The organism is Ligilactobacillus sp. Marseille-Q7487 (assembly GCF_949152225.1).
In the GTDB taxonomy this organism is placed as follows: Bacteria; Bacillota; Bacilli; order Lactobacillales; family Lactobacillaceae; genus Ligilactobacillus.
On sequence record NZ_CASCJC010000001.1, the window covers coordinates 1502265 to 1522504 of the forward strand.

Consider the following 20240-nt stretch of genomic DNA (forward strand, 5'->3'; position numbering starts at 1 on the left):
CTCCTAGACCCGACGCCGACGCTGTTGTTCTGGTTTTGCTTGCTTTGAATTGCCACTAAGAACTTGCACAGCATGTAGCCCTTCTTCTTGTTCCTTGATATGATAAACAAATCCTAGATAAGCCAACCCTAGTTCTTCTGTTAAAAAGCTAGATTCCTTAACTGTTGTATCACGTAGATACTTGATAACAACAATTCCTACACCAATTAATGCTCCAACTAACAAACCAATTAAAGCATTCATCTTTTTGTTAGGAGAAACTGGTGTTAAATTAGGTGTAGCTTTAGTAACAATTGTGACGTTATCAATCTTCATCATTTGTTTAATCTTCTTAGAAAAGATATTCCCAATCGTATTAGCAATATCAGCTGCCATATAGGCATTCGTATCTGATACAGTTACACTAAAAACTTGTGAATCAGTTTGATTATCAACCTTAATTGCACCTTGAAGTGAAGCTACAGAGCCTTGAAAATTATTCTTTTGTTTTAATTCTTTAACGACTGGTTCTAAGATAACAGCCTTTTGAATCACATCTTTATAGGTATTAATTGCCTGTAAGTCAGCTTGTTGCGTTGTATACTGCGCTTGTGCTGAATCAGACTTTTGATTAACTAAAATATCAATAGTTGCACTATACTTAGGTGTAATAAAGAAAAAAGATACTACTAACGATACTACCAATCCTAAAATAGCCCAAATTGAAATTAACTTAATATGTTTTTTAAATTCATTAAAAAGTTGAAATAGATCAATTACTTCTTCTTGTTGTTGCATGAAAAATCCTCCACTAACTCTTATATTTAACACCAAATATCCATGAAATTTTAAATTTAGCTATTATTTTTGTCAACAAGGTTAGTACAACCAAACTTACAATAATTTGTAACATTCCTATTGTATATCCTCTTTGAAAAATAGAATAATTTGAAAATATTTTTAAAACTATATAAAAAACTATCCATTGATGCAAAGAATAATATAACATACTATTTCTTCCAATATATTCTAATAACTTACTTTTAACATGCATGCTTAAACTAATTATTATAAATATGAAAATTAATGCTGTTGTATAAAATAATACATAGTTTCCATATTTTCCCGCATCAATATCTACTCTTTGATTACTTAATTTAACATTAACAGCTGCTAAAAAAATAGCACTTACAGTTAATAAAAAATAAGCAATAATATTAATATTATTAATTTTTTTAAATAAATTATGTTTTTTAGTTAAATATCCTATACTAAAAAAAGGAAATGCCATTGGAACTATATCTAAACAAAAATATAAATGAATATTGACAAAATAATTATATATACTCCCAACTAATGCTATAAATATAGTGCATATAATTAGATACTTATCATCTTCATTAATCCACAACAACATATATAACAATATATTTAATATGAACAAAACTGTTATATACCACAACGTTCCAAAACGAAATTGAAATACATATTGCCAAAAAACATTCATTTTTCCCACATCTTGAGGATATAAGGTAATTTGATGCGTTAATTGTATTGTTACAAATAAAATTCCTCCTAATACATAGTATGGAATCATAATTCCCTTAAGCTTCTTCATTAAAAAATTCTTTACCCTATCTTTATTTGAAAAAACATATCCTGATAAGAAAAAAATAATGGAATATGAAATGAATATATTATGAGCTGAATTCTTGGCTCAAAGCGAATATGACCAAAGAAAACAAATATTATTCCCATTCCTTTAGCTATATCAATCCACTGTAATCTTCTAGACATCATCTATTATCTCCTTACTAATAAACGATTTATACATTTTTTTATTTTATATGGAATATATAATGTATATATTGATGATAGATATTGTCTAATTGTTTTATTATTTCTTACAAGTTTAATTTTTTTTCCATATAATTCTTCATAATATTTTCTATATATATTTCGTTTAGGATGAAAACAATATTTTTCCCACGGACGATTTACTAAATTATTAAATTTTAAATAATGAATTATTATTGGGTTCTTTCTAGCTTTTAATAGTTCTTTATCAGAATAAAAGTTTTTAATATTAAATCTCTCAGTAAGATATTTTGAACTTACAAAAAAGAATGGAGTTAACATATTATACTCTGGAGATAAAATTTTTATTCTTCCTTTAAGAATGGCATTAATAGCTCCTTGATCCTCTTGGACTACATTTCCACTCTTTTTTAAAATATATTCGTGAATTTTGGAAGTTATATTTTCTTCTTTCCACAATTTCACATTAAATAAAATCATCCCCGAATTTATATACCTAGTCTTTTCATTTAATCCATTAGATAGTCTAGCTTTAGAATCCGCAAAATCTTGTACACCAGCAATTATATCATCTTTCATATCTATATAATATAGCTTAGATAATTTTTCAACATTAACACAATCAGAGTCTATATATAAGATCCTATCTATATCATCTTCTAGCATGTTAGGTAAAAAAATTCTTGCATATGCACCAATAGGTAATACGTCTGATTTAGATTTAAACCCATAATTATTTTCCATGTCAGATAAATCATATATAGTATAATTTTTATTATTGTCTTCCATCATTCTTACTATAAATTCTTTACTTTTGTAATTCATGCCAGTATCTAAAATATGAAACGTTATATCTTCCTGACTATTAGATTGTATTATCGAATATATTGCGATTGTCATTTGTTGAGCATAATTATCATCACTTGCTAATGCTATATTTAACATCATCTGCCTCCTAGCACTCTTTTTAAAATCATTATCATATCTTTAAAATAATCTGTCCTATACCAAACAAATATAAATAATATTTGTGGAATAATTACACAAATTATTATATTTACTAATATCTGCTTTATAGGATCAAAATGCATTAAATTGCATAACCAGTATACAAATAATCCAATAATCAAAACTTCTATCATCCATTTAACATTCAAAGCTATATACTTACCAAAACTAAAATCTTTAAAATATGATTTAAATAATATTTTAGTCATATAAACAAAGTCAATAAATAAAGATGTAAATATTGTCGCTAATAATATCCCTGTTATACCAAGATATTTTCCAAGAACTATATTTAAAATAATATTGGATATCAACTGAAGAATATAACCTTTTTTATAAAATTGTTGCGTTCCAGAAGCCGTAATATATTGATTTTTTATAGTACTCATATTTATAACATAAAAATAGATACAAAATAACAACATATTAAAATTACTCAATAGCAAATTTTCACCCATCCATATTTTCATGAAAGGTTGATATAAACAAGCAAGACATATACTCAACCATCCGGCAATCCAAACATGAATAAATGAAAATTTTTCTAAGTCTTGATGATTTTTTTCGTCACTTTCTGTTATTAAACTATTACCTATACTGGCTGTCATTGAATGTCCTATTACTAATACTAATGTATATAACGAGTTATAAATAGAGTAATAATTACTATATATTGTCACTGACACTAGTCCTAAAAACGAAGAAATGATTATGCTGTCTATTGAATTTCTTGAAACTGTACAAATCCTGTCTAACAACATTGCACTTAGTTGTTTTTTCATTTTTTTTGAAATTTTAGCAGATTGCTGCCCTATTTTCTTATACTCAGGATACATCTTATTAACAATATAATAAATCATAAAATTAGTACATACTGTTCCTAAAATTGCAATTAACATATAAACATAATAATTTTTTGTTATTATTAGTAGAATAAATTGTAATACATATTGTAATATAGTAATACCCGTTCTTATTAAGCTTGAAACATCTTGCCTTTGATCAGCTAATAAAACAGATTCTTTATATGCAAATAATAAATAACTTAGAACCGAATTCAATAAATACATAAGATATAATATATATAAATTAATATTACTTGGAACGTCACCTTTTATTAATAATTTTATAAAAGGTAATATTGCAATCCCTCCCAACAACATAACTATTCCAACAATCTTATATATTCTTCTATATAATACTAAAAGTTTTTTTACTTCATTAACATCAGCATCAGCTATTGGTTTATACATATTATAGATAATAGCTGCGTTGAATCCTAACTCTGCTATATTTAGAACAGATAAAATTGAAGTAAATAGACTAGATAAACCAGTAAACTTGGCTCCCAATGTATATATTAATATAGTTCTATTAGCGAAAGGTAATATTAATACTATACATTGGCAAATTAATCCTACCCCAATATTTCTAGAAGTATTTTTTAATCTATTTTGCTTATTCATAATATTTTTTCCTAAATAATAATATCATTTAAACATAGAAGTTTTCTTATTATTAGTTTTCCTTGATAATAATCTTTTAATTTTAGATAAATTCGTGTATTGATATAACAGCACATCGCAATGTTTATTATATAAATTTCCCCATAATTTAAAACTTTTATTGATTTTTCTTGATTTTATATCATGTTCCAATGTATACTTCCAATCTGGAAAATTTTTTCGTAAATAAATTAAGGTCTGCCTTTTTTTTACCCATGATGAGGAATCAGGAACTACTGTTGTTAAAAAAATATCTAACCTAAAATCCATATATTTTTTAATAAAATCATTTCTTTCTGGACAATTCAATTGATAAAATTGATATAACTTTTTCTTAACTCGTTCTAAAGTTTGTACTTCTTCAAATATCTTCCTATCCTTATGAGTTAAACTACTCATTCGTTGTAACTGCATATATTTAATTTCATTATTTATTACCATTTTTTTAGCAACGCCATAAAACATTCCATTAAATTCAATATCTTCATTTCTAGGAATATCTTCGTCAAATTCAAAAGTTATTATCTTTTTTCTATACAATTTATTCCATACTGGATGAACTATCGAGGCATCTTTGATCAACCAATTAACTTGATTTAAATCAACAACTTGCTCTTTAGCATAAGAAAAATCAAAATATTCTTTTCGTCCATTTTCAAAACACTGAGCTACCCTAACTATCGAAATGTCTGCATTATTTTTTTTAATTGACGTATATAATATCTCTAACATATCTTTTTCTATAGTATCATCTGTATCAATAAAGCAAATATATTCTCCTTTTGCGCATTTTAAACCTATATTCCTTGCACTAGCTATTCCTCCATTATTTTTATTACACACTTTAATTCTAGTATCTTTTTTTGAAAATTTTTCAATTATTTCTCCTGTTTTGTCAGTCGAACCATCATTAACAATAATGATTTCAATGTTAGTATATGTTTGATTTATAACAGAAGTGATACAATTATTTATATAATTTTCTACATTATACGCTGGTAAAATAACACTTATTAATTCATTCATCCATTAACCTCTTAATTGCTTTTTTAATAATGCCCCAACCCCAACAATTTTTAGATACATCTTATATATAGAATAAGTTGTATTTTCTAATAAAAAATATCCAAAGAAAATTGGCTTTGAGATATTATATTCTTGAAAATACAGAGTACCTAATTTAGCTTTTTTCCAAATAGAAATAAATTCACTTTTCTCAGGATGTCTACACTTTTTCTCCCAAGGTCGTGAAGTGGTAAATCTTACAAAATGTAAAAATACACCATGCTTTTTCGCTGTAGTTATTTCTTTGTTTGTATAAAAATTCTCCATATCAAAATATTGTAATATTTTTTTCCTAGATATCATAAATATAGGGGTCATCAAATTATATTTAATATCAATAATTTCTATCTCTTTGTTAAATGCTCCATTTATTACACCTTGATCATTATGCATAACCTTACCATCATATTTTTGTATAAAATCCATTGCTTTTTCAGTAAAATTATTCTCTCGCCATTTTTTCAAATCAATTAATAATATTCCAGCATTAATATATTTATCACCTTTAGTAAGACCTATTTCTTCTTTTATATTATCTGAAACGGTATCCAATACACCATAAATTATTTTCGAACTGTCTAAATTTTCTTCCCACAGTGAACGGATTTCTCCTATACATACAGTATCACAATCGACATATAAGGTTTTATTATACTTATTTAGCATTTCTGAAATAAATAGTCTTGCATATGTTATCAATGGCAATGGCGGATTTGCTTTTTGAATCAATGTTTCTAATTTAATTTTATAAGGAGTAAAATTTATATAATTAATTTCGACATTTGGATATACATATAATACTTTTTTTTGTATTTTTTCAATGCTCTTTTCTGTTATCCCATCATCAATAATATTAAAAACCATATATTCTTTAGGGTTATTTACTAATATTGATACCATAGATACTAGCATAATATCCACATAATTATCATTTGTAGCCATAGTAATAATTATTTTATCTTTATAATCCATACTTCATAATCCCTATCTCTAGAGTGGACACTCATACCCCACTGTTTTTATTAATCTTGAATGACTATTTTGACTAAAAAAGTCTTCTACTAACTCAAGCGACAAGCATCTAAACCATGTTGCAAATAAGTTACTTTCATCTTTTTCACTCGTTAAACTCACCTGGCTTCCGTACTTAAATTTTTTATTTCGCTCAAAAACAAAGCCTCCATCTTGATTCTGATTAAAAATAATCCATTCCTTTGCTCTATCAACAACTTCTTTAATATCTGAAGTATATTGGTAACCATTTTCTTGAACCCAAAGTCTTAACAGTGGATCCAATCCATCAATATCTGCACATGCTGAAGATCCTATATTTTTATCAAAACCTCCCCATTTATTTTGTGACAATACTATTTGATCTATTGCTTTTGAAGCAAAAGGAGTTTTAATATTATCATAGTAAAAAATTGGTAAAATATGATACATTCCCCGTATCATTTCGTTTCGGCTATTAATATCGTTTGCTTTCCCGTCAAACCACATTCCATATTCAGGATTAATTTTTTCTAACAAAATTTCTTCAATAGTTTGGATTGATTCAGAAAAATCCATTCTTAATCTATCTCGAGCATATTGCATAGCTACTACTCGATTCATGATATGATTACTACTTCCCCAAATATTTCTATAGTCTAATTTTTCTAACCAATTATCCTTTGTATTATAGATTTCATATTTTTTTAAATACTTCAATTCATATTTAGGTATTGCCTGGAGTCTATCATATGCAACTAATATATGCGGTACTAAATGTTCAGCTCCCCAGCCACCATTTTCACTAAAAAAATTTCTATCATCATAGTTTTTATCTACAAATAACCCATCTTCTCTTTGGTGACTATCAAAATATTCAATCCATTTTCTTCTTTCATTTTCTGTATATCCTATATACATTCCTTGCAATAAACATGCATAGGTTCCAGAATATATTGAACTAATTTTACCAGAATTAGAAAATTCATATTTATTGCTTTGTATTTTTCTGTTTGATAAATACTCAATAACTTTCCTTTCCGAATAAAAAGTTTTACTTTTATTATATTTAGAAAATTCTTTTTTCAATCTTTCCCGTTCTAGAACATTATTCAATCGTGATAAAAAAAACATCATAAAAAGTCACCTATTTTCATTACTTTAAACAAAATATTGCTTTTAAGTTGATCAAATCTATATGGATGTACATAAAATAGCATTTTTATTTTTTTAAATATATTCTTAATATTATGACTACTTACTAAATCTTTTATAAAATTTCTCATACTTGCCAATTCAATTAAATTTTCTTCACCATACTTATTTATATCATTTTGTATAATATTGCCTAAATTTTTTTGTATAGATAAATTACCTTTTCTATAAAACTTTTTAATATAATATGCAGTAATATTTTGATATACTTGCTTTCTAGGTGAATTCCTCTCTAGCCTATAAAATAACAATTTTTCATTCATATTAGCTATCTTTATTCCATTTTCAACACAGCGACAAACAAAATCATAATCTTGCGCATATTTCAGATCTTCTCTATACTTAATTTTTTTCATAACTATCGTCTGTGCAAAGTACGTTGGATGATTCATACAATTCTTATACTTTAAAGATTTTTCTATATTTTGAGGCAATATATTATCTTCTAATATGAAATTACCATTTTTATCTATATACTCTACTGCAGTACCGCAAATACCAATTTCCCTATTGTTTGTCATATAATTATATTGCTTTATTAGTCTATCTTTCTTAGAAATATCATCAGCATCCATGCGCGCTATATATTTTGAATTAATTTCAGAAATAGCCCTATTCAAAGTTGCTGCTAATCCTAAATTCTTACAATTTATCATATACCTAACTCTGCAATCTTTATGTTTATAATTTTTTATTAAATTTAATAACTCATAGTTTTGAGGATTATCTAATATTAGTAATAGTTCAAAATCAACAAATTCTTGTAATAAAATTGAATCTATAGCTTTTTTTGCATAATCTAAACTTTCAGAATACAAAGGAAGAATTACTGTTATTTCTGGCATACTTTTATCCTCTTATTTCTAAATATTAATCGTACAAAAATAAATAAACATAATATAACCGCAAACACTTGTATATTAGTTGCAAATCTTGCAAAATAATCTCTTGTATATACAATTATTGGATATATAAAGCACAGTATTAATAATGAATTAACATACTCGTTATTTATATCATCCATTAGGAAAATCTTTTCAAAACTTCCTAAAATTCGTCCCCAAAAATAACAAAAAATAAATCCAAAATAAGAAAAATTATAATATACTTCTCCTAACCAACTTCCACCTAAATATGGATTATATAGAAATCCATAAATAAATGTTAAATGTTTAGGATCTGTAAACTTTTCTGTAACAGGAAATATACTTAATATAGTTTCCCAATAGGAACTTCCATAACCATAATTATTATGTGTAGGAAAATTTATAATACTATATACTAGTGATTTTAAAGTTGAACCTAACTCTGCAATCATACTTAATATTGGGCTATTTTGAACATAAAATAGCTGTGTAAACGCATTTATATCAACACCTGATCCATCTTTTCTAATTAATGGAATAATACTCATAACAGAGCAAATAACGTATACCCCTATTCCTCCTAATAAAACAACTTTAGTACTTGGCCGATCTATCCTTAAACAATATATATATACCAAACTTATTATATAAGAAATACTATATATACGCCCACCTGATAACATTGTAAATATTTCCCAACATATTATAATAGCTAAAATCACTCTAGCAATTTTTTTATTCTTCAATATAAATAAAATTATTAATATACCTACCAAACAAAATTGATTTAAAATACTTAATATTCCATATCGCATACTTAGAGTTGCTCTGTATCCTTCAGTAATCCCTAATAATATTTGATTAACATCGATATATATTTTAGGAATTATTCCAACAACGGTACATATAATACCTATCATTAATAAATTTTCTCTATTTATTTTACATAGTTTCTTTTTTTTTAAAGGTACTCTTTTCTTAATGCTTATTATTGTACCAATAATAAAAAAGGTATGAAACAATTGAACTAAATACAGACTCTCACACATAATATTATTATTTGCATAAATATATTCCGATGATGGATAAGAAAAATATAATACAACTAATAAATTGCCTACATGTAATAGATACGATAAAATAATAAAAAAACTTGAAAAACTTATCCAATATCCAGATTCAATCCTTATAGACAATAATCCTAATCCTAATGAACAAGTCAATATACCTGTCAGTATTTTTAAATCTTTAATACTTAATATAATTATACAAAAGATAAGTTGTAAAAATATCAGTAAAATTGTTTCTTTTTTCAATTTAAAATTGTTTATTCTATTCATCTTTATCTCCAATAAAGTTATATATTCTCTTAATTATATCAATGTTTTCATCAATACCATAACCCTTTTCTATTACTTTTTTACTATATAAATTACGATTATACTCGAGCCTACATGAAACAACAGCATTTGTCCACTCTTGAATATTTTCCTCTTCAATAGAAATAAATGTGAGTAAGTCTGTAATTTTAACTTCTTTTGAAATATTTTCTGATACAAAGCATCTTACTCCTGCTGTTTGAGCTTCAATCAAAGTCAAAGGTACTCCCTCAAATAATGATGGCATTAACAAAATATCTATAGCTTGGAGCCATTCATTGACGTTATTAACATTTCCCATAAATTTTGTAACATCTTGTAAATTATTATCAAATATTTGTTGTTGTAAGTTATTCTTTAATTTTCCTTCACCAAATATCAATAATCTAGAATTAGGAATTTTATCATGAATGTTTTTAAAAATCTTTATTGCGTAACTATGATTCTTAACCATTTCTAAATGTCCTATAATTGCTATAACAATATTATTCTCTAAACCATATAAGTTTCTCAAAAATTTTCTATTATTAGAATTAAACGTATATTCTTCAATGTTTATCCCATTTCTTACTAAAATTCCTTGACTATGATATAATTTCTTACCATAAAGATATTCTCCAGCTTTATCACCACATGCAATATAACAATTGGCATATTTTAATATGTTCCTTCTCTCGACATAAGTATATACTTTTCTAATTAGCTTTCTTAATAAGTTATTTTTCTCAGAACCATCATCTGTACTATGTGCATGACTTATTTTCAAAGGTATGTTATATTTTTTCAAACTAGAAAAAATTTTCCCATTATGAAACATCATATGGGCATGAACAATATCATATGGTCCATTTTTTTCAATTATTTTTTCCAATGTTTTTCTATATTCTAAATCAATTACTTTGGGTTTATATGAAATATGGATCACTTTTCCACCCATTGTTTCTACTTCTCTTTCATAGTCGCCAATTTCCTTACCGTATACTAGATAATGAAATTCATATTTATCTCTATTAATATATCGATAAATATTCATTGCTACATTCTCGGCGCCACCTATTCTTAAGCTTCCAACAATTTGTAATACTTTTATTTTTTCCATTTAAAGTTATCTCACTTCCTATATTAAATGCTTATACCTCTATCTTTTACTGAAATTTTGTATCTAGCTTTATTTAAAATAAGTGCTACATAATATAATATTGTTGGTGTAAAATATAATAACATCAATTGTAAAATATAAAAATACCAATTGAGTGTATAACTTCTTTTAGAATTTTCTACATATTCTACATAATCTCTCTTAATATGTTTGATTTCCCTTATTTTTTCTCTATATACATATGGACAGTTCTTATTTTGTAAGTTAAAAATCGAACTATACACAATTTTTATTTTTGAAATATCATAAAAACTATATTCTATTTTGTTTCTCTCACATATATTTTTAGTCTTTTCTAATGAATAACATCTTTCATTATAAAAATTTTTTATATACTTTTTAGTAAGTGTTGAATTATCAACATGATATTCATACAAAATATCTGATATATATTGTATATTATCTGCCTTCAATATATATTCTAAATTAAAATGAAAATCTTCTCCTAGCGTTAAATTTTCATCAAATAAAATATTATTTTTAATTAGTTTATCTTTTTTATAAACTTTATTAAAAGAACTGTTTATTTCTCCAAAAGTCAGTAAGTCATCAAAATTTTCAACTACTTCTTTTCGTGAATATATTTTATCTACCAAATTACTCTTATTTATCACCTTATCTTTTACAATTTTTTCTATCCCAAATACTAATAAATCAATTCCTCTAATTAATTTTTTTTCTATTATTTCTAGCAAATTTTCTTTCCATATATCATCTGAATCTGCAAATAATATATACTCACCTTTTGCTTTCATTAATCCTATATTCCTCGCACTACTACTACCACCATTTTCTTTATTTATCAAAATAATGTTCTCCATATCTCCTTGTAAAACATCAATAGTAGCGTCAGTAGATCCATCATTTACTACAATAATTTCAAAATCTGTAAAATTTTGCTTTTTTATTGAATCAATTGTATCAGCAATTGTATTTGCACAATTGTATGCTGGAATAATTATAGAAAATTTCATTTTTTACTCCTATATTATAAGGTTTATTCTTCTTGTAATATCCCATATTTTACTTTAAAATACTCATGTATATTTGTGACATAATACTTTCTACATTCTTAATATCATACTTCCCTGCAATTTTTCTATTATGTTTACCAAATTTTTCTTGCATATTTTTATCACTAACTAAATTTTTAATCCCCTGTAAAAAGCTTTCTATATCATTAAACTTTGCTTTATATCCTGTAATCCCATCTATTGAATAATCGTTTATTCCTCTGGTATCTGACGTAATGAGAGGTAGCCCCGCTGCCATCGCCTCAATCGCAGCAAGACCTAATCCTTCTCTTATAGAAGGAAATGCAAATATATCGCAACTATTAAGCAATTCGGGAACATCACTTCTATACCCTAAAAAACAAACTTGATTATCTAATTTAAGTAAAGAAACCTTTTCTTTTAACTCCATTTGTTTATTTCCGGTTCCTGCAATTAGATACTTTATATTACAATTATCTAGTTTAGCAATTGCATCAATAATAATTTCGTGATTTTTATTAGCATTTACTTCTCCCACAGATATGATAACTACATCTGACATACTTAATCCTAATTTTTTTCTATATAAATCTCTATCAAAATTTAAAATACTAAATTTTTTAGTATCAATTCCCACTCCTGGAATATATTCTAATTGTTTCATTTTAAATTTATCTTTTGCTCTTTGATAGTCTTCTTTATTAATTGTAATTAGAATATCGGTATACTTAGAAAGATATTTTTCAATTGGATAATATAATAACCAATTTTTTAATGGTGCTCCTTTAAAAAAATGAAAACCATGAGCAGTATACATAATCTTCATATCTCTTTTTTTACAAATCCATCTTGAAATTACGCTTGCCATTGGTGTATGTGTATCTAAAATATCAAAATTTTCTTTCTCAACTAATTCTTTTAATTGCTTATAAGCTTTGATATTTTGCTTACTATATGGACTTCTAGCAAATTCTACATGATATAAATGAATGCCTAAATTTGTACAGACTTGTTTCAATTCTTCTCCTGCACGGGTATTTAAATTGCATGCATACGATACATCCATTCCCAAATCTAAACAGATTTTCATGTTATTTAAAATAAATTTATAAAAATCACTAACTGATGAAACAAAAAGAATTTTTTTCTTACTTATTTCTGTCACTCTTATTTCTCCTCAAAACAACTCTTAATCATTTCAATAATAATGTCTTGTTGTTGCTCCGTCATCTTGTTATCACTTGGTAAGCATAGACCACGAGCAAAGATATCTGCCCCAACGTCGATACAATCGTCTGCTTTAACATATTTATTACGCAAGAAAATTGGTTGCATATGCATTGGCTTCCAGATTGGACGTGGTTCAACGTTATAGCTCATCAATAATTCTTGAATCATCATTGGTTTTACTTGTTTGTACTTTTGACTTGTCCCGTTGAAAATATCTTCGTCAATCAATAAACAGCTCAACCAGTGATTAGGTTGCATATTATCCATGTATGGATTCATCGTGATCGGTAAATCTTTTAAGCCTTCTTTGTAGCGATGATAGATAGCTGTTTTTTGTGCAATATGTTCATCTAAGTGAAGTAATTGTCCACGTCCGATTCCGGCTAAAATATTAGACATCCGATAATTATAACCGATATCTTCATGTTGATACCATGGATAGTTTTCACGTGCTTGTGTTGACCAAAAACGTGCTTTATCGATTGCGGCTTGATCGTCTGATAGCAACATCCCACCACCAGAAGTCGTAATAATCTTGTTACCGTTAAAACTAATGGCATTATATTGACCAAAAGTACCAGTTTGGCGTCCGTTTAAAGTTGCACCTAAAGATTCAGCAGCATCTTCGATTAAGATAGCACCATGTCGTTCACAAATTTCTTGAATTTGATCTAATTTGGCTGGTGTTCCATACAAGTTAGCAACAACAACAACTCTAACTTCTGGATATTTTTCAAAGGCTTTTTCTAAGGCAACAGGATCCATGTTCCATGTATCACGTTCACAGTCGATAAAGACTGGTTCACCTTTTTCATAAACAACCGGATTAACAGTCGCAGCAAATGTCATATCTGAACAAAAAACCTTTTCTCCTGGCTTAACACCAGCTAGCTTAACAGCTAGATGTAAAGCAGCCGTGCCTGCAGATAGCGCTACTGAATGGCCAATTCCTATGTATTCGCGCATACCTTTTTCAAATTGATTTAAGTTAGCCCCAATGGTAGACACCCAGTTAGTATCAAATGCTTCTTTAACATACTTTTCTTCGTCACCATGCATTGTAGGAGATGACAACCAAATTTTTTGATCAAATTTCTTAAATTCCATGATTATTACTTCTTCCTCAAAATTTTAATACTTCATTATATAATATCCTGGTCTATCAGCACTTTTCAAAATTTCTGAATTCTTCTTCAATTCATGAATATCTTCACTATATCTATATATTTTTTCAGGACTATTATTTTTTATATATTCAAATTCTTCTAAATCCTGTTCATTAATAATATACTTAATTTCAGAAGTACCTGGTGTACCAATCAACTCAAAACTTGGCGCTTTACCACATCCTATCGAAATCACCATTCCCATATAATCATAGCCTGTTGATAAGGGAACTAAATCCGAACCTATACAGTCGCCGCCCATTCTAGCACCAATTTCCATAAACATTATTTCGCCATCTTCAGTAATTTTAAATTCTGGATGTACAGCTCCATATTTTATTCCCATTGCTTTAAATGCCGAATATAATCGCTCTTCTACTTTTTTAAACATTTCTTCACTAAGATTAGCAGGTTGTCTATGTCCTGTTTCTACAAAATGTGGTGCTCCAGTTGTTGTCTTTTCAGTAATTGTCAACAACTTATACTTTCCATTGTAAGCAATGCTTTCTCCGCTATATTCTTGACCACCTATATACTCTTCCAAAATAACTTTTTTTTCTTCTGACCAATTTAAAGCATACTCAATACCTTGATTTAATTCATCAAGATTGTCAATCTTAACAACTCCTCGACTCGAACTTAAATCAATCGGTTTAGCAATCAAGGGGAATTTGAAATCTTTCACCAAACTGTAATCAGTCAAAATATTTTCGATGAGCATGAATTTAGGCCCCGGAATTCCTGCATCTCTTAACGCACATCTCATTAAATATTTATTAGTTGCAATGTCATCAGTTTCTTTACTATTACATGGTATATTCATTTTACGCAACAAATAATGAACAGCCGGCATAGCTACCTCTGAAGCAATTGAAACTACTCCTACCGCGCCCAATTTGGAAACATTTTCCCATAATGCATCATAGTCTAAAATATTTACATTATGATAAAAATCTGCTGTTTTTTCCCCAATATTCCCTGTTTTCCAACCGAAAACATGGGTTTCATAACCCAATTCTTTAGCTCTTAAAATTAATGGATTTTGATATTCATTTGTACCAAGGATGACTATTCTTTTTCTATTCAATTGTTTTTCCTCTTTCCATTATTTTTCATGTAATTCACATCATTAAATTCAATATCTAAATATTCTGGTCTTTCTACTTTTCTTGCTAAGTTTAGTTCAACTTCATCTTCAACACTAGGAATTCCAATATCTGACTTTTTCACTATCTTATAAAAAGTTAAAAATATTATTTTTATATCATTAAAAAAAGACATATTCTTCACATATTCTACGTCTTTTTCAAACCGTTCATCCCACTTCAACAAAGCTCTACCATTAACCTGTGCTAATCCAGTAATCCCTCCTCTAACAGAATGCCTCAAAGTTTCTTTTTCTTTATAATATGGCAAGTAAACAGGATATAACGGTCTGGGTCCAACTAAACTCATGTCTCCTTTTAAAACATTCCATAGTTCCGGTAATTCATCCAAACTTGAAGTCCGCATAAAATTTCCAAATCTAGTAAATCTCTGCTCATCAGACAGAAGATTTCCATCCTCATCTCTTGCATCTAACATAGTTCTAAACTTAATCATATCAAAGACTTTTTCATCTTTTCCTACTCGTTTTTGTTTAAAAAATACAGGACTTCCTAGATTTATCTTAACTAATACAATAATTATACAAAATATCGGAATACACAATACAACTCCAATAAAAGAAATAATAATATCAAACAATCTTTTAAAAAATAGTCTATAAATATGTCTTTTTACCCCATACTTTTTCTCTAGCGATTTCCAATTCTTCATAAAATCTCCTCTATGCACGATATTATCCTTTCCATATCATCAATATCATATCGTTGATCAATAGGTATACATATTCCAGAATTATATAATTCTTGCGCTACATTACATATTTCCACATGATATTTTATAGACTGTTCCCAGACAATAGGAGCGTATATTTGATTCTCACTCAATTTAAACTGAAATTCATCTCTATTATTAACTAGGCACATAATGTACAAAGGAACTTCATCCTCATATATTTTAGGAGTTATTATATTTATGTTTTCTATCCCTATTAAATGATTATAAAGATAATTATAATTTAATATCCTCTTTTTCTTTAATTCTTCTATGTTTAGCCTTTTTTGTATTTTTATAGCCGATTCACTCATCAAATAATATTCATTTTGGTTTTCTAATGTATGTTCTGCTTTTTTAAGAAGATTTAAATATTCTTCTTTACTACCTAAATTTTGATGTAAGTAACTATATTTTTTCTTAAAAGCTTCAATTTTTTCATATTCTAGTTTTGTATCACGATGCGTAGGTTTATTTTTAAATTTTCCTGTACAACAAATTGCAAATCCTCCATCAGGTAAGCAAGACCACTTCCTTATGCTACCTACAATATAGTCCACAGGCAATACCGCAAAATCGCTATATAAACACTGTGTCCTATCTTCAATGAAAACTATTCCCCTTGCTGACAATCTATATATTGTTTCATCCAATCCTTTCATTGTTTGAAAACCAAAATATTGATGTATTAAAACAATACTAGCATTTGATTCAAGAACTTCCTTTTCAAATATATCTCTATTCACATTTAATTTTTCATTAATTGAATATGTCGAAATTTCATATCCTTTTGTTATGAATGGTTCAATAACTGTTTCACAAGTAAAAGATGGAATTAAAACTTTTTTTTGTAAACTCGGATTTCTTTGCTCTACTTCATCTATTACTAAGGCCTGAGCGCTGCGTCCAGTTGACATTAATACACTATCTGCCCCAAATAACCCAAGATTTTCCAAACTCCAATGGTTTTCTTCGTTTTTAAAAATATTAGGATTAAGATCGAAGTTACTCCCTATTTCTCTTTGCATATCAACCTAACCTCCAATAAATTATTATCCTCGATACAGTGGAAAATACGAACAGTTCTGATCCAAGCCAATTCTATTATTCACTAAATAATCATATTTTTCTTGATTCCAAATTCTCTTACCAATATAAAACTGCGCATCTTCTTGGCGATTGAATGACTTTTTAAATTTATACAAATCATCTTCCTGAGCACCTAAGCCACCGCCCATATGCAATTTTTTATATCCATGGTTACATGCCCACAACGCAGCTTCTGCTAAAATTAGATTAATTGGTGCAAATTTTTGATATTCTCGCTTCGCTCCTGATAAATGATAATGAACATTGCCATTACAAAACATGAAAATTGCACTGGCCACAATTTCATTATCTTTTTTAGCATAGAACCACATCGCTTGATCTTTTAAATCATCTAAAATGCTTTCATAAAAATTACGTTTAAAATAATAATAATCCGTTGCATTATCTTTATCCATAGTCTCATTGTAAATAGCCATAAAATCATCGATAATTTCTGGATATCTTCCCCAATAAACTTTCAAGCCATTTTTAGTAGCCTTGCGAATTTTATTGCGACATTGACTAATCATATTTTGCCAAATCGTTTCTTCTGACGTTGTATCAATATAAACCGTATTACCTAACAAAGTAGTTTCATAGAAATCTTCAAGTTTATTCCAATTTTCTAACAACGGATGAAATCTTACGAACTCACAAATGATTTTTTGCTTATAACAAAACTTTTTGTACTCATTTTCTAATTCTTCAACATTTTCACCTTCGATAATGAAGCTTCCGTAACCGTATGGTGTCGTGCTATCAAAATATTCACCTTTATTCAAGATACCTTTAAATTCATCTTGATCAGCTACATCCCGTCTGATAATCACATTAATCGCACGTGTTTTAGGCTTTTGTTTACTTTCAAAATACACCAACATCGGTTCACCATCACCATGTAATGCAAAAGCCTTAACGTATCCTGATAAATAATAGACATCATAATTCTCAAAAGACTTAACTATATTATCCCATTCTTCGCTTTGTTCTAATGTGTAATGTTTAATCATATCTCTATCCTCTTAACTATTTCTTATACTTATACGTATCCACAACTTCTGCCACAAGTTTTCTGATATCTTCGCTATCGTTTTTACTTGCTTCGTCTAGTTTATGGATTTGTTGTTCGAACCATTCATCATCCATTTGAATTGGATGGCCGATATGAATCAACTTATTTTCAGTATCGGTCAAGCCTTCTTCATCCATCAAGAGTTCTTCATACATCTTTTCACCTGGACGAAGCCCGGTATATTCAATCTTAATATCAATATCTGGTTTATAACCTGATAAACGAATCAAGTTGCGTGCCATATCATCAATCTTGACTGGTTCACCCATATCTAAGACGAAGATTTCGCCTCCATGCGCATAGTTAGCAGCTTGTAAGACCAACGAAACTGCTTCTGGAATCGTCATGAAGTAACGGATGATATTTTTATCTGTTACCGTCACGGGACCACCTTCAGCAATTTGTTTTTTAAACAACGGAATAACACTCCCATTACTACCTAACACATTACCAAAACGTACGGCGGCAAAATCAGTATTGGCATATTTACGATCCATCATCTGCACAATCATTTCACAGATACGTTTAGTTGCTCCCATCACATTCGTTGGATTAACAGCTTTATCAGTTGAAATCAAGATAAATTTCTTAACTCCATGTTCTGCCGCAGCCTTAGCTGTTTTGTATGTTCCCATCACATTATTTTTGACAGCTTCGTTAGGACTATCTTCCATTAATGGCACATGCTTGTGTGCTGCCGCATGGAAAACATATTCTGGTTGATATTTTTCCATGATTGTATTTAAACGATGAGTATTACGAACAGAGCCAATTAGCGTCACTAAATTTAAATTTGGATATTTCCGGCGTAATTCTTGTTGAATATCATAAGCATTATTTTCATAGATATCAAAAATTATCAGTTGATTAGGACTATGAGCGGCAATCTGACGGCATAACTCACTTCCGATGGAGCCGCCCCCACCAGTAACTAAGACATTTTTACCACTAATAAACTTTAAGACTTCTTCATTATTAATGTTAACTTGTTCACGCCCTAAAAGATCAGAAATTTCTACATCACGCAGTTTTTGAACCCGAACATCACCATTAATTAACTGATATAATCCTGGCACAATCTGTAAACGACACCCTGTCTTTTTACAGATATCTAAGATAGCTTTTTTCTCTTGTGTATTAGCTCGTGGAATCGCAATTACAATTCGATTAACTTGATACTTTTTCACCATTTCAACAATATCATAACGTGTGCCAACAACTGGCACTCCATTTAATAAACGCCCAACTTTTTCTAAGTTATCATCAATCAAGCAGACAACTTTACTATTCAATTGTGTACTATTGTTAAACTCACGTAATAACATACTTCCTGCTGAACCAGCACCGACAATCATTACCCGATCACCTGTACTTGGTTGCGTGCCATTACTTTCATGACGAATATATAATAAGCGCGCTAAACGATATGATACCCGAATCCCAAATTGTGCTAAGAAGGCGAAAATATACCCTAAAATGTACCAAGAAAGTGGCATATGTAGATGTAATAACATATCTAAGCCAAAATAAACTGGAATTAACACTAGATAAGCTTGAATCATCCGATATAACTCGGCTACACTAACATACGTCCAAATGCTGTGATATAGTCTAAAACAAAATAAAACAAAAATTGTGATAATACACCAATATGGCATCGCATGTCTAAAAGCCAATAAGTATTGACTTGGAATATGTGAATAAACTAGATCAAACCTGACTAATAACGCAAAAAAATATGCCACAATCACACTTAAAATATCTGTAAAAATAAAGATTAGTGCCCGACTCCGTGGCATCATATTCCTTAACTCTCTTTTTGTCAT

General features: G+C 28.3%; 19 protein-coding genes. All 19 read right to left on the reverse strand.

The window, feature by feature from the left end; all coding sequences use genetic code 11:
- Positions 1-3: 3 nt before the first annotated feature.
- From QM017_RS07520 to QM017_RS07610, 19 genes are read right to left on the reverse strand one after another with little or no spacing between them, the layout of a single operon-like run.
- Entirely contained in the window at positions 4-777 is a 774-nt protein-coding gene (locus QM017_RS07520) for a Wzz/FepE/Etk N-terminal domain-containing protein (protein WP_282709338.1), read from the reverse strand.
- A 13-nt stretch (positions 778-790) separates the two neighbouring features.
- Entirely contained in the window at positions 791-1597 is an 807-nt protein-coding gene (locus QM017_RS07525; RefSeq protein ID WP_282709339.1) for an acyltransferase family protein, read from the reverse strand.
- A gap of 11 nt (positions 1598-1608) precedes the next feature.
- Positions 1609-1776: a hypothetical protein gene (locus QM017_RS07530; RefSeq protein WP_282709340.1), complete on the reverse strand. Its 168-nt coding sequence runs from the start codon at positions 1774-1776 to the stop codon at positions 1609-1611.
- 6 nt (positions 1777-1782) lie between these two features.
- Positions 1783-2742: a glycosyltransferase family 8 protein gene (locus QM017_RS07535; protein ID WP_282709341.1), complete on the reverse strand. Its 960-nt coding sequence runs from the start codon at positions 2740-2742 to the stop codon at positions 1783-1785.
- Positions 2742-4271 carry a hypothetical protein gene (locus tag QM017_RS07540; RefSeq protein ID WP_282709342.1) on the reverse strand — a complete coding sequence of 510 codons (1530 nt, stop codon included), beginning with the start codon at positions 4269-4271 and terminating at the stop codon, positions 2742-2744. Before QM017_RS07540 ends, QM017_RS07535 begins: the two co-directional genes overlap by 1 nt.
- A 24-nt stretch (positions 4272-4295) precedes the next feature.
- Complete coding sequence (locus QM017_RS07545) at positions 4296-5336, reverse strand: glycosyltransferase family 2 protein (protein ID WP_282709343.1); 1041 nt, start codon at positions 5334-5336, stop codon at positions 4296-4298.
- Between the two features lie 3 nt (positions 5337-5339).
- A complete protein-coding gene (locus QM017_RS07550; RefSeq protein WP_282709344.1) occupies positions 5340-6347 on the reverse strand; it encodes a glycosyltransferase family 8 protein in 1008 nt (335 codons plus the stop codon).
- An 18-nt stretch (positions 6348-6365) separates the two neighbouring features.
- Complete coding sequence (locus QM017_RS07555; RefSeq protein WP_282709345.1) at positions 6366-7454, reverse strand: hypothetical protein; 1089 nt, start codon at positions 7452-7454, stop codon at positions 6366-6368.
- A 44-nt stretch (positions 7455-7498) separates the two neighbouring features.
- Positions 7499-8425, reverse strand: a complete 927-nt coding sequence (locus tag QM017_RS07560) for a glycosyltransferase (RefSeq protein WP_282709346.1) — start codon at positions 8423-8425, stop codon at positions 7499-7501.
- A complete protein-coding gene (gene wzy, locus QM017_RS07565; RefSeq protein ID WP_282709347.1) occupies positions 8413-9786 on the reverse strand; it encodes an O-antigen polysaccharide polymerase Wzy in 1374 nt (457 codons plus the stop codon). The genes QM017_RS07560 and wzy overlap by 13 nt, the downstream gene beginning before the upstream one ends.
- The gene (locus QM017_RS07570) at positions 9779-10924 is read right to left on the reverse strand and encodes a glycosyltransferase (protein ID WP_282709348.1); all 1146 of its coding nucleotides are present in this window, start codon (positions 10922-10924) and stop codon (positions 9779-9781) included. The genes wzy and QM017_RS07570 overlap by 8 nt, the downstream gene beginning before the upstream one ends.
- Before the next feature lie 23 nt (positions 10925-10947).
- Positions 10948-11958 carry a glycosyltransferase family 2 protein gene (locus QM017_RS07575; RefSeq protein WP_282709349.1) on the reverse strand — a complete coding sequence of 337 codons (1011 nt, stop codon included), beginning with the start codon at positions 11956-11958 and terminating at the stop codon, positions 10948-10950.
- Positions 11959-12007: 49 nt separating this feature from the next.
- A complete protein-coding gene (locus QM017_RS07580) occupies positions 12008-13144 on the reverse strand; it encodes a glycosyltransferase family 4 protein (protein WP_282709350.1) in 1137 nt (378 codons plus the stop codon).
- Positions 13145-13146: 2 nt separating this feature from the next.
- On the reverse strand, positions 13147-14316 hold the full coding sequence (locus QM017_RS07585) for an aminotransferase class I/II-fold pyridoxal phosphate-dependent enzyme (protein WP_282709351.1): 1170 nt from the start codon (positions 14314-14316) through the stop codon (positions 13147-13149).
- 24 nt (positions 14317-14340) lie between these two features.
- Positions 14341-15462: an ATP-grasp domain-containing protein gene (locus QM017_RS07590; protein WP_282709352.1), complete on the reverse strand. Its 1122-nt coding sequence runs from the start codon at positions 15460-15462 to the stop codon at positions 14341-14343.
- Complete coding sequence (locus QM017_RS07595) at positions 15459-16193, reverse strand: sugar transferase (RefSeq protein WP_282709353.1); 735 nt, start codon at positions 16191-16193, stop codon at positions 15459-15461. Before QM017_RS07595 ends, QM017_RS07590 begins: the two co-directional genes overlap by 4 nt.
- Positions 16190-17281 (reverse strand): hypothetical protein, encoded by a 1092-nt coding sequence (locus QM017_RS07600; protein ID WP_282709354.1) that lies wholly within the window; start codon positions 17279-17281, stop codon positions 16190-16192. The genes QM017_RS07595 and QM017_RS07600 overlap by 4 nt, the downstream gene beginning before the upstream one ends.
- A 24-nt stretch (positions 17282-17305) precedes the next feature.
- Positions 17306-18352, reverse strand: a complete 1047-nt coding sequence (locus tag QM017_RS07605; protein ID WP_282709355.1) for a GNAT family N-acetyltransferase — start codon at positions 18350-18352, stop codon at positions 17306-17308.
- Positions 18353-18368: 16 nt separating this feature from the next.
- Entirely contained in the window at positions 18369-20240 is a 1872-nt protein-coding gene (locus QM017_RS07610; protein WP_282709356.1) for a nucleoside-diphosphate sugar epimerase/dehydratase, read from the reverse strand.

Excerpts from the sequence above, each read along its gene's own strand:
- QM017_RS07520 (WP_282709338.1), bottom strand. The coding sequence starts at position 777 with ATGCAACAACAAGAAGAAGTAATTGATCTATTTCAACTTTTTAATGAA.
- QM017_RS07525 (WP_282709339.1), bottom strand. The coding sequence starts at position 1,597 with ATGAAGAAGCTTAAGGGAATTATGATTCCATACTATGTATTAGGAGGA.
- QM017_RS07530 (WP_282709340.1), bottom strand. The coding sequence starts at position 1,776 with ATGTCTAGAAGATTACAGTGGATTGATATAGCTAAAGGAATGGGAATA.
- QM017_RS07535 (WP_282709341.1), bottom strand. The coding sequence starts at position 2,742 with ATGTTAAATATAGCATTAGCAAGTGATGATAATTATGCTCAACAAATG.
- QM017_RS07540 (WP_282709342.1), bottom strand. The coding sequence starts at position 4,271 with ATGAATAAGCAAAATAGATTAAAAAATACTTCTAGAAATATTGGGGTA.
- QM017_RS07545 (WP_282709343.1), bottom strand. The coding sequence starts at position 5,336 with ATGAATGAATTAATAAGTGTTATTTTACCAGCGTATAATGTAGAAAAT.
- QM017_RS07550 (WP_282709344.1), bottom strand. The coding sequence starts at position 6,347 with ATGGATTATAAAGATAAAATAATTATTACTATGGCTACAAATGATAAT.
- QM017_RS07560 (WP_282709346.1), bottom strand. The coding sequence starts at position 8,425 with ATGCCAGAAATAACAGTAATTCTTCCTTTGTATTCTGAAAGTTTAGAT.
- wzy (WP_282709347.1), bottom strand. The coding sequence starts at position 9,786 with ATGAATAGAATAAACAATTTTAAATTGAAAAAAGAAACAATTTTACTG.
- QM017_RS07570 (WP_282709348.1), bottom strand. The coding sequence starts at position 10,924 with ATGGAAAAAATAAAAGTATTACAAATTGTTGGAAGCTTAAGAATAGGT.
- QM017_RS07575 (WP_282709349.1), bottom strand. The coding sequence starts at position 11,958 with ATGAAATTTTCTATAATTATTCCAGCATACAATTGTGCAAATACAATT.
- QM017_RS07585 (WP_282709351.1), bottom strand. The coding sequence starts at position 14,316 with ATGGAATTTAAGAAATTTGATCAAAAAATTTGGTTGTCATCTCCTACA.
- QM017_RS07595 (WP_282709353.1), bottom strand. The coding sequence starts at position 16,193 with ATGAAGAATTGGAAATCGCTAGAGAAAAAGTATGGGGTAAAAAGACAT.
- QM017_RS07600 (WP_282709354.1), bottom strand. The coding sequence starts at position 17,281 with ATGCAAAGAGAAATAGGGAGTAACTTCGATCTTAATCCTAATATTTTT.
- QM017_RS07605 (WP_282709355.1), bottom strand. The coding sequence starts at position 18,352 with ATGATTAAACATTACACATTAGAACAAAGCGAAGAATGGGATAATATA.
- QM017_RS07610 (WP_282709356.1), bottom strand. The coding sequence starts at position 20,240 with ATGACAAAAAGAGAGTTAAGGAATATGATGCCACGGAGTCGGGCACTA.